Source organism: Bacillus sp. FJAT-45350 (assembly GCF_002335805.1).
Taxonomy (GTDB): Bacteria; Bacillota; Bacilli; order Bacillales; family NISU01; genus FJAT-45350.
This window is the reverse complement of the sequence record NZ_NISU01000001.1, coordinates 583,787-595,844: the sequence shown is the minus strand read 5'-3', so window position 1 is coordinate 595,844 and position 12,058 is coordinate 583,787. Positions and strand designations below refer to the sequence as shown.

General features: G+C 36.8%; 8 protein-coding genes. All 8 read right to left on the bottom strand.

What is annotated here, in order from left to right:
- Positions 1 to 162: 162 nt before the first annotated feature.
- The 8 genes from CD003_RS02955 to pyrH all read right to left on the bottom strand — a co-directional run bounded on the left by CD003_RS02955 (position 163) and on the right by pyrH (position 12,004).
- On the bottom strand, positions 163 to 4,464 hold the full coding sequence (locus tag CD003_RS02955; protein ID WP_096199396.1) for a PolC-type DNA polymerase III: 4,302 nt from the start codon (positions 4,462 to 4,464) through the stop codon (positions 163 to 165).
- A gap of 105 nt (positions 4,465 to 4,569) precedes the next feature.
- Positions 4,570 to 6,282, bottom strand: coding sequence for a proline--tRNA ligase (locus CD003_RS02950; RefSeq protein ID WP_096202231.1), 1,713 nt, complete (start codon positions 6,280 to 6,282; stop codon positions 4,570 to 4,572).
- A 104-nt stretch (positions 6,283 to 6,386) separates the two neighbouring features.
- Positions 6,387 to 7,640 (bottom strand): RIP metalloprotease RseP, encoded by a 1,254-nt coding sequence (gene rseP / locus CD003_RS02945; RefSeq protein WP_096199395.1) that lies wholly within the window; start codon positions 7,638 to 7,640, stop codon positions 6,387 to 6,389.
- A gap of 63 nt (positions 7,641 to 7,703) precedes the next feature.
- Complete coding sequence (locus tag CD003_RS02940) at positions 7,704 to 8,855, bottom strand: 1-deoxy-D-xylulose-5-phosphate reductoisomerase (RefSeq protein ID WP_096199394.1); 1,152 nt, start codon at positions 8,853 to 8,855, stop codon at positions 7,704 to 7,706.
- 40 nt (positions 8,856 to 8,895) lie between these two features.
- Positions 8,896 to 9,693: a phosphatidate cytidylyltransferase gene (locus CD003_RS02935; RefSeq protein WP_096199393.1), complete on the bottom strand. Its 798-nt coding sequence runs from the start codon at positions 9,691 to 9,693 to the stop codon at positions 8,896 to 8,898.
- Between the two features lie 16 nt (positions 9,694 to 9,709).
- Positions 9,710 to 10,477, bottom strand: a complete 768-nt coding sequence (locus CD003_RS02930) for an isoprenyl transferase (protein ID WP_096199392.1) — start codon at positions 10,475 to 10,477, stop codon at positions 9,710 to 9,712.
- 250 nt (positions 10,478 to 10,727) lie between these two features.
- Positions 10,728 to 11,285, bottom strand: a complete 558-nt coding sequence (gene frr / locus CD003_RS02925) for a ribosome recycling factor (protein WP_096199391.1) — start codon at positions 11,283 to 11,285, stop codon at positions 10,728 to 10,730.
- Positions 11,285 to 12,004 (bottom strand): UMP kinase, encoded by a 720-nt coding sequence (pyrH, locus tag CD003_RS02920; protein ID WP_096199390.1) that lies wholly within the window; start codon positions 12,002 to 12,004, stop codon positions 11,285 to 11,287. The genes frr and pyrH overlap by 1 nt, the downstream gene beginning before the upstream one ends.
- Positions 12,005 to 12,058: the final 54 nt, after the last annotated feature.

Genomic DNA, 12,058 nt, shown 5'->3' with positions numbered 1-12,058 from the left:
TAAACGAAAGAGTGGGTTGCCCCACTCTTTCCCCGTTCACTATTCTAAGTATTACCATAAATACAATATCATAACCGGTGAACAAATGCAAGGAATGGGCGTGTTAGCCAACTCTCACAAATCCTTGTAATAAAGGCGTGCAACTGCTTTAGAAACTAACAATTAGAACAATGAAAGTTGATTCGAATCTGGTAAATCAGTTAAACATCCATGATCGTCTAAATGTTCTAGAACTGTTTTCGTTAACTTACTACGTTGTTGTAAATCTTCTTTCGAAAGGAAATGCTTTTCTCCTCTTGCTTTTACAATATTATGTGCTGCATTCGTTCCCACACCCGTAAGTGCATTAAATGGAGGTAATAAACTATTTCCTTCAACGATAAATTCATTTGCGCTAGAACGATACAAGTCTACCTTTTGGAATGAAAAACCACGCTCACACATTTCCAAGGCTAGTTCTAAAACTAGAAGCACGTTTTTCTCTTTAGGTGACGCCTCTAAGCCCTTCGCATTAATTTCTTCTATTTTTCCTTTTATAGCAGCAGATCCTCGAATCATCGTATCCAAGTCAAAATCATCAGCACGAACAGTAAAGTATGCTGCATAATATAGCACCGGAAAATGGACTTTAAAATAAGCAATACGTACCGCCATCAATACATATGCTGCCGCATGTGCTTTAGGGAACATATACTTAATTTTTAAGCATGAACCTATGTACCAATCTGGTACATCATGTTTCTTCATTTCTTCAATCCATTCCTCTTGGAGCCCTTTTCCTTTACGTACAAACTCCATAATTTTGAACGCTAAAGAAGGTTCTAGCCCTTTGTAAATTAAATAAACCATTATATCATCACGACAACCGATTACGTCCTTTAACTCACATGTCCCACTATAAATGAGTTCATTAGCATTATTTAACCAAACATCAGTTCCGTGAGATAATCCCGAAATCTGGACGAGTTCAGAGAAAGTACTTGGCTTCGTTTCTTCTAACATTTGACGAACAAATCGCGTACCAAATTCTGGTATTCCGTACGTTCCAGTTTTACATAAAATATCTTCTTCAGTAACCCCTAATACATCAGGACCACTAAATATTTTCATGACTTCAGTATCGTCTGTTGGGATTGTCTTAGGATCAATTCCACTTAAATCCTGAAGCATTCTAATAACTGTTGGGTCATCATGGCCTAAAATATCAAGTTTGAGAAGATTATCATGGATCGAATGGAAATCAAAATGGGTTGTTTTCCATTCAGAATTTTTATCGTCCGCAGGGAATTGAATTGGGCAAAAATCATGAATATCCATATAATCTGGCACAACAATTATCCCACCTGGATGCTGACCAGTTGTTCGTTTAACACCGGTACAGCCAGCAACAAGTCTATCAATTTCAGCAGAACGCATTAATAAATCATGGTCACTTTGATATCCTTTGACATATCCATAGGCTGTTTTCTCTGCAACTGTACCAATCGTTCCTGCGCGATACACATATTCCTCACCAAATAATTCTTTTGTGTAGTTATGTGCTCTTGGCTGATAGTCACCTGAGAAGTTTAAATCGATATCAGGAACTTTATCCCCTTTAAAGCCTAGGAATGTTTCGAATGGTATATCTTGTCCATCTTTTACATATATCGCCCCACACTCTGTGCAGTCCTTATCTGGTAAATCATAACCTGATCCTACTGAACCATCGTCAAAAAAGTGAGAATGGTGACAATCTGGACATACATAGTGAGGGGGTAACGGATTAACCTCGGTAATTTCGGTCAACGTCGCAACCAATGATGAACCAACCGATCCACGGGAGCCAACGAGGTAACCATCATTTAATGACTTATTCACAAGTTTATGAGAAATAAGATAGATTACAGCAAATCCGTGTCCAATGATACTCTTTAATTCCTTTTCAATTCGTGCTTCTACAATTTCTGGTAAATCTTCCCCATAAATACTTTTTGCTCGAGAATAACTCATTTCCCTAATTTCTTCGTCAGCACCTTCAATTTTCGGTGTATATAAATCATCTGGAATCGGCTGAATTTCTTCGATTTGTTCTGCAATATATTGTGGGTCGTCTACAACAACCTTCTTTGCCTTTTCCTCCCCTAAAAACTCAAAGCATTCAAGCATTTCATCTGTTGTTCTCAAATGAACTTCAGGTAACTTTTGCTTATTTAATGGATTTGCCCCACCTTGCGAAGCTATTAATATTTTTCGATAAATATAATCATTCGGTTCTAAATAATGAACATTCCCAGTAGCAACTACTGGCTTATCTAACTTTTCTCCTAGTGTAACTATATTAGTAACAATCTCCTGTAGTGATGCTTCGTTTTTCACTAGTTCCCGTTCAATAAGGTGTTCATAATTAGACAAAGGCTGAATCTCCAAATAATCATAGAACTTAGCAATCTCTTCAACCTCTTCTGGAGACTTTTGCATCATACCTTCAAATACTTCACCTTTATCACAAGCAGTGCCAACTAATATCCCATTACGATATTTTTGTAGAGCTGAGCGTGGAATTCTTGGTGTACGGAAGAAGTATTCAATATGGGATAATGAAACTAACTGATAAAGATTTTTTAAGCCTTCCTGATTTTGAGCAAGTAAAATACAGTGGGATGGACGTAGGCGATGAAAATCACCTTTTCCCATATTATTATTGAGTTGGTCATGATACAGTATTTCTCGTTCGGCTGCATCTTTTACCATTTTCCATAATAAATAGCCTGTTGCTTCTGCATCATAAATTGCTCTATGGTGACTGACTAGCTCTATATCAAACTTCTTACACAATGTATTTAGACGGTGGTTTTTTAACTCAGGGTATAAAAATCGACCTAGTTCTAATGTATCTACTACTGGATTTGTTGCTTCTCCTAATCCAATTTTTCGATAGCCTACATTTAAGAATCCCATATCAAAGCTAGCGTTATGTGCAACGAGTACTGCATCACCAACAAATTCATGGAAATCCTTCAGTACTTGGTCTACTTCTGGTGCACCTTGAACCATATCATCTGTTATCCCTGTAAGTTCGATAATAATTTTTGATAGTGGTTCATGAGGGTCAGCAAATGATTCAAAGCGGTCTATTATTTCTCCATTTATAATTTTTACTGCTGCCAGCTCAATTATTGTATTATAAACTGCTGATAGTCCAGTTGTTTCAACGTCAAATACAACAAAGGTATCTTCTTGTAGATTGCGATTAGCTTCATTGTAGGCAATAGGTACACCATCATCGACTAAGTTTGCTTCTAAACCAAATAAGACCTTAATCCCATTCTTTTTACCAACTGAATAGGCCTCAGGATAAGATTGAACAACACCATGATCTGTAATGGCAATAGCTTTATGTCCCCACTTAGCGGCTTGCTCTACATAACGACCTGCAGACGTAATACCATCCATTTGACTCATTGTTGTATGAAGATGTAGCTCTACTCGCTTTCCGTCATCTGGCGCTTTATCAACACGTTCAATAGCCTTCACTTGATTGATGTCATTAGCAATCATAACCAAATCACGAACAAAGGTATCATTTTGAATTCCGCCTCGTACTTTAAGCCACATTCCTTTTTTTACTGACTCTAGTAATGGTACATCCTCTTTATCTCGAGAGAATATTTTTACAAGAATTGAATCTGTATAGTCGGTAATTTTAAACGTAAGAAGAGTTCTACCACTTCGTAGTTCACGAGTTTCAGCAAAGAATACGTACCCTTGTACAGTTATTCGACGTTCCTCATCAACAATTGATTCGAGAGGGACTGGTTCATCTTTAATAGGGTACCCAAGTACAAATGCCTCATTTGAATCTCTATTTCCAGCCTTTTGCTCAACCTTTTTCTTTTCAAGCATCGCTTCAATAACCTTTGAGTGATCCTCTTGCTGTCTCTGCTCTACGAATTTTTCAAACTCTTGTGCTGATTCCTTTACTTCTGCTTCAACTAAAAATTCTGGAAAGCCAAATTGACGTAACACATCATGTAATGGTATTGGAAGTTTTCGTTTTAATGCGACTGCTTCTGTTTCATTTCGCACTTCAACTATTAACTGTCTTCCATTAACAAGCTTAGGCTTTTGACTTTCTAATAATCCCTTTAACCCGTTTGATATTCCATCAAGCTGAGTGACCATCGTTTCCCAATAATCATGTAATACAGTTTCACTTACCTCATTATTTTCATAGGAGATAGTAAAAGAAACAGAGGCAATATGCTCAAAAGATAATCTAATCCTTTCAGCAAATAGCTGGTACACTAAAACGGGCAGAACTGATTCTAAACGAAAAAGAAAGTGCCATTGCTTTTTTTCTTTATATATCGTGAGTTTTTCTATTTTTCCGTGCTGAAATTGTTTTTCTAGTACATCTGTAGGTAATAGGATTTGCTCGAGTAACAGTTGGAACCGTTCTTTCCTCAAATCTTCTTGACTCACTAGTTTCTCCCCCTTAGTAGTTTAAGTATAGAAAAGGGAATGGGGATGCCTCTTAGACATCCCCTGAAGCAATGATAGACATTGCTACTTATATTAACCCATTCTTTAATTTTCTAGCTTTTGTAGTTCTTCTTTTAATGTTGTCAATAGCTTGTCCACTTCTACTTCAAGCATTTCACCAGTTTTTCGAATCTTCACTTCTACAATTCCTTCAGACGCCCGCTTCCCAACACCAATACGAATCGGTAAACCAACTAAATCAGAATCTTTGAATTTTACACCAGCTCTTTCATTTCTATCATCGTATAGAACAGAAAAGCCATTTGACTTTAACTCGTCATAAAGGCTATCACTTAATTGTTTTTGCTCTTCATTCTTTACATTTATTGCAATTAAATGAATAGCAAATGGAGCTACTGAAGGTGGCCATACGATTCCGTTCTCATCGTGACATTGTTCAACAACAGCAGCAACTGTTCTTGACACTCCAATACCATAACAGCCCATAATCATCGTTTGAGACTTCCCATTTTCATCTAAGTAAGTAGCTCCAAGAGCCTCACTATATTTAGTTCCTAACTTAAATACATGACCTACCTCAACACCTTTAGCAAATTGAATCGTACCATTTCCACAAGGTGATGGATCTCCTTCTTTAATAAAACGTAAATCTGCAAATTGCTCAACGTTAAAGTCACGTTCTACATTAACATTTTTATAGTGGAAATCTACTTCGTTAGCTCCACAAATCCCATTAACAACATATTCGACAGCTTCATCAGCTACAACCTTAACCCCATCAGGAACATGAATAGGTCCTACATAACCAACTTTACACTTCATATAGTTTTGTGTTTCTTCTGCTGTTGCTAACTCCACCGTTGCTTTGTCAAATAGATTTGAAACTTTAATATCATTAATTTCATGATCTCCACGTACTAATACTAAAACAGGTTCCTCATTTACAATAAATAAAATAGATTTAATTAACTGCTTCGCATCAACATTTAACGAAGATACTAATTCTTCGATCGATTTCATATTAGGTGTTTCAATTTTTTCAAGAGTTTCTAAAGCTTCTCCACTCTTTTCATAATTTCCTTTTACAGGCGCAATCTCAATATTTGCTGCAAAATCTGAAGAATCAGAGTAAGCAATTGTATCTTCTCCTACTTCTGATAACACCATAAATTCGTGCGTATCAGTTCCACCAATAGCCCCGCTATCAGCTTCAACCGCTCTATAGTTTAAGCCACATCTAGAAAAAATCCTCTCATAAGCGTTATACATGTTTTGATAGCTTTCATCAAGACCTTCTTGAGATGTATCAAAGGAATAAGCATCCTTCATAATAAACTCACGAGAACGTAACACTCCAAAGCGTGGTCTACGCTCATCACGATACTTCGTTTGAATTTGATAGAGGTTTACAGGTAGTTTCTTATAGGATTTAATATCATCACGTACTAAACTCGTAATAACTTCCTCATGAGTAGCACCTAATACGAAGTCACGTTCATGCCGGTCTTTTAAACGCATTAACTCAGGACCATAATCTGCTAAGCGTCCTGACTCTTCCCACAGCTCTGCTGGTTGAATCGCAGGCATTAGAACTTCCTGTGCACTGGAATTATCCATTTCCTCACGTATAATTTCTTCAACCTTTTTTAATACACGCTTTCCTAATGGTAAATACGAATAAATACCGGAAGCAGTTTGACGGATCATACCGGCTCTCAACATTAACTGGTGACTAGAAATCTCTGCATCAGCAGGTACATCACGTAATGTTGGAAGCATATATAAGCTTTGTTTCATAAAATGTCCCTTCCTTCTCCAACTAGTAGACTTCAAATTACAATTCATAGAAAAGTCCCCCTTTTAAATGCTTTTTCAAAAGGGGACTAGTTTTCATATAAATTCTATAAGAAAAACTTATTAATATCGTTCCATGTTACAACAAGCATCAATAACATTAAAAGTGCAAATCCGATAAAGTGAACCATTCCTTCTTTTTGTGGATCAACAGGTTTGCCTCTAACAGCTTCTAATCCAATAAACATTAATCGACCACCATCTAATGCAGGAAGTGGTAATAGGTTGATAATACCTAAGTTAACACTTAAAATCGCTGCCCACTTCATTAACACGAAAATCCCCATAGCTGCAGCCTCACCAGTATAGTTATAAATCCCAACCGGCCCTGCTAAATGATCTAATGAAAATTGACCAGTCACTAGCATACCAAGAGCTTCAAGAATCAAAACTGTAAACATGTATGTTTCTGTTACACCATATTTTACAGAACCTAAGATAGAAAATTCAGTCGCTTGGCCGACACCGATAAAGCCCTCTTTATCACCATGTTGTCCAACTCTCTCATCAGGAGTTACTTGAACAGTACTTTGCATACCGTCTCTTTCAATTTCAAAAGTTAGTTCCTGATTTGGATGTTGCTGAATTACTGTAGTTAAATCATTCCATGTTTCAAGCCTTTGACCATTTATAGCTAGTATTCGGTCATTTTCCTGTAACCCTGCTTCAAATGCAGCTCCTTCTGGAGAAATCATCCCAACTTTTGATTGGTCTACAGGTGTCCCTTGTAAAAGGGCAAAGATCGTCAAAATCACAAATGCTAGTACAAAATTCATTAATGGACCAGCAAAAATTGCCATAGCCCTTTGAGGTATAGTCTTTGAACCAAACTGTCGGTCATATGGAGCAATTTGTGTCGGTTGCTCATCGTAGATTAGTTCTGCTTTTTCATCAACCTTAAACTTTTGCAGCACATCATCTTCATAAGCAGTAATAACTAGCTCTCTTTCTAAATCAATGTGCTCGACAGTAACAACCTTTGCGTCTTGATGCTTTGATTTGTTATTCACGATTATTTGTGAAACTTTATTATTTCCATTAAAAACAAGTCCAACTTCAAAGCCTGGTTTTATTTGAATTGACTCAGGATCCTCCCCTGCCATTCGAACAAATCCACCTAACGGGAGTAAACGAATCGTATATACTGTTTCATCCTTTTTAAATGAGAAAATTTTAGGTCCAAAGCCAATCGCAAACTCACGACAAAGTATTCCAGCCCTTTTGGCAAAATATAGATGCCCCCATTCGTGGATAAATACGAGCAATCCAAAAATAATAATAATCGAAATTAGTGTATTCACTTAGTACCTCCGTCCTTTTAATGAATAAGCCAATCCTCACTTTCATTGAAGTGACTCTCGTCTTTAATTAGTAACTGCTGATAATACAAACGTTCTTGTTTCTTTATCAACAGTAATTATTTCCTCTAAATTTGGAGAATGAATAACATCGTGTCGTTCAAGCGCTTGTTCAATTAGGTCCTCAATTCCTAAAAACGATACCTTTCCAGCCAAGAATTCTGCAACTGCTACTTCATTCGCTGCATTTAGAACAGTCGGCAGTGTACCACCAATTCTTCCTGCTTCGTATGCAAATTGTAAGCATCGATAACGTTCAAAATCCGGCTTCCCAAAATGTAATGCTCCAATATCCGATAAGTTTAACCTATCTGTCTGTGGCAATTCAAGTCTACTAGGGTAGCTTAATGCGTATTGAATCGGAACTCTCATATCTGGTGTACCTAGTTGTGCAATGACACTTCTATCGATATATTCAACCATGGAGTGAATAATACTTTCTTTATGCAATAATACTTCAATTTTCTCATATGGCACCTTAAATAGCCAGTGAGCCTCAATTACCTCAAGCCCTTTATTCATCATCGTAGCAGAGTCAATTGTTATTTTCGCACCCATTGACCAATTGGGATGGTTAAGCGCTTCTTTTACTGTTACTCTAGTTAATTCTTCACGTGTTTTATCTCTGAAACTTCCACCGGATGCTGTTAAAATTAATTTTTCAATAGCTGATTTATCTTGTCCTTCTAGTGATTGAAAAATAGCAGAATGTTCACTATCTACAGGAAGTAAAGGCACGTTATATTTTTTTGCCATTTCCGTCACGATATGACCAGCAGTTACCAACGTTTCTTTATTAGCAATCGCTATTGTTTTACCTTCTCTAATTGCTGCTAGAGTAGGTCCAAGCCCCACACTTCCTATAACGGCATTCACTAAAATAGTAGCTTCATGATATGTTGCCGCTTCAAGTAATCCATCCTCACCATAAACTATTTTCGTTGATGGGGGAACAAGTAGTTTCATTTCTTCTGCAATTTCTTTTGTAGCAACTGAAACTAACTTCGGAGAAAACTTTTTAATTTGTTCAAGTGCTAGTTCCATATTCTTTCCTATTGACATAGCCACAAGAGAAAATTTATCTGGATGTTGTTCAAGAATATCCAAGGTTTGCGTTCCGATTGAACCTGTAGACCCTAATAAGCTAATTTTTTTCATCCGATCCATCCTCTATAAAAATATATGTATTTATGGGGCTTTATATTAATTGTAGCAAATATAAAATTGGCATGACATAAATTAAGCTATCAAAACGGTCTAAAATGCCTCCGTGTCCAGGTAGTACATTTCCTGAATCTTTTACCGAATAATGTCGCTTTAATGCCGATTCAACTAAATCCCCTAATTGTCCAAATATAGAAGTTACAAACACGACTAATGTCATAATTACCCAAGAGTCAAATACTGGAGATACCCATTGAAATATAACACCAATAAAAAGTGCACAAATGATCCCTCCAATTGAGCCCTCAATTGTTTTCTTCGGGCTTATATCAGGCCAAAGTTTACGTTTCCCTAAAGAACGACCAACGAAATAAGCTCCTGAATCAGTAGCCCAAATTGCAAATAATACAAAAAAAACGATAGCCATTCCATTGCCTTCAATAGCTCTACTCATAATTAAATAATGAAAACCAAAGCCAACATACACTGAAGATAATATAACAAATCCTACTTCATCAAACGTAAACGTATTTTTAGTCAATACCGTTAACATCAATAAAAATATAATCATAAAAATGAATATTTCCACTTTTGACAAGTGGGATATTACACCAAAGTCTACCCAATGGGCCGGTACAACTAATAACCACATCATTAATAGACTAACGAAACCAATAAAAGAAATAGGAGGTATCTTTTTCATTCTTAGTAGCTCCATCATAGCTAATGATGCTACGAATACAATAAAAATAGTAAACGGCAGTCCACCCACTACTACTAAGCTTAGAAATAGAGCCCCACCAATTATTCCAGTAATGATACGCTGCTTCATGTCATTCCTCCTTTGTCTAAACGCCTCCGTATCTCCGAGCTCTATTCTGATATACACGTATTGCTTCAACATAATGGTCTTCTGTAAAGTCAGGCCAAAGTACTTCTGTAAACCAAAATTCACTATAAGCCAATTGCCAAAGCATAAAATTGCTTAATCTTACTTCACCGCTCGTACGAATTAATAAGTCAGGGTCTCTTAAATTATTTGTCATTAGATGACTAGCAATAATTGATTCATCAATTTCTTCTACTGATATGTGGTTATCCTTTGCCTTTTCAACAATTTTTTGAACAGCCTTTACCATTTCAAAACGACTTCCGTAATTTAATGCGAAGTTTAAAATAAGTCCTGTATTATGTTTTGTCTTCTCAACTGCAGTTTCTACTGCACGTAAAGTATGATCTGGTAAATTTTCTGTACTACCCATTAAACGGACTCTCACATTTTCCTCGATTAATTTCGGAAGCTCAATGCTCAAAAATCGTTCGGGTAGCCTCATTAAAAAATCAACCTCTGTTTTCGGGCGCTTCCAGTTTTCCGTTGAAAATGCATAGAGAGTTAGTACCTCTACACCAATTTCGTTTGATTTTGATACTATTTTATTAATAACTTTCATTCCCTCACGGTGACCAGCCACTCTAGGTAACCCACGGTTCTTAGCCCATCTGCCATTACCATCCATTATTATCGCCACATGTTTAGGAACATTTTCAGTTCCTACATCGTATGAAGGAGATTTTGTTTCACGCTCCGCTTTCCACTTCGAAAATTTTTCAAGCATTTGTATGTCCTCCACCAACAATCTCATCTTTTACATCAAAATGGTGTAAAAAAACCCCCCTACAAGAGAATATTCATAAGCTTGAGAACGATTGGCGGTGAATCTCTTCGTCAGCATGTGCTTGGACTAAATACATAATAATCCAAAACTATACTTCCTCGATTTTCTCTGCCTCTCGTTATCCTCCTTATTGAATATGCACTAAAAATGAGAGGGTCTATTACATTATTCTATTTTACCTTGAAATCCTTTATACTTCCATGATTTCTTTTTCTTTATTTGATGTAACTGAATCAATCTCTTCGATATGACTGTCTGTTAGTTTTTGAACATCTTCAGTAGAACGGCGTAACTCATCCTCTGTCATTTCTCCGTCTTTTTGTAACTTTTTAAGTTCGTCATTTGTATCACGTCTTACATTACGAACAGCTACTTTCGCGTCTTCACCATACTTTTTAACTAGTTTAACTAATTCTTTACGACGTTCCTCTGTTAATGCAGGAATCACGATACGAATTAAAGTTCCATCATTTGATGGTGTAAGGCCAAGCTCTGATTTTTGAATTGCCTTTTCAATTTCTCCGATTGATGTTTTATCGAATGGCTGAATAGCAAGCAATCTTGCCTCGGGCACTGAAATAGTCGCTAATTGATTTAACGGAGTTGGTGCCCCGTAATATTCGACAACAATCTTATCTAAAATAGATGGGTTCGCACGACCGGCACGTAACGTAGCTAATTCGCGTGAAAGTGATTCGATCGCTTTTTTCATACGTTCTTTTCCATCTTGGATTACTTCTTTTGACATTATGAGTTCCCCCTTACTATTGTACCAATTTCTTCACCAAGTACTGCACGTTTAATGTTTCCTTCTTCCATAATTGAGAATACAATCAGTTGAATATCATTATCCATACATAGTGATGACGCAGTTGAATCCATTACAGCTAATCCATCTTTTAATAGGTCTAGATATGTAATCGTTTGGTATTTCTTAGCTGTTGCATCAACACTTGGATCCGCACTATATACTCCATCAACTTTGTTTTTTGCCATTAGAATAACTTCAGCTTCTATTTCAGCTGCTCTTAAAGCTGCAGTTGTGTCAGTTGAGAAGTATGGATTACCTGTTCCTGCTGCGAAAATAACAACACGCTTTTTCTCAAGGTGTCGAATCGCTTTTCGACGAATATATGGCTCTGCTACTTGTCTCATCTCTATCGAAGTTTGAACACGAGTTTCTACTTCTATATTTTCAAGACTATCCTGTAATGCTAGAGAATTCATTACAGTAGCTAACATTCCCATGTAATCAGCCGTAGCACGGTCCATGCCTTTTGCACTACCTGCCATCCCTCTCCAGATGTTTCCTCCACCTACAACAACCGCAACTTCTACATCAAGCTCTATAATTTCCTTAATCTGTTTTGCAATTGATTGAATAATAGAAGGATCAATACCATATCCTTGCTCTCCAGCTAAGGCTTCGCCGCTTAGTTTTAATATGATACGTTTATACTTACTCATTATAACCTCCAACTGTTGATATGTACTAAATGTTGACTAAAACATCCTAATCTA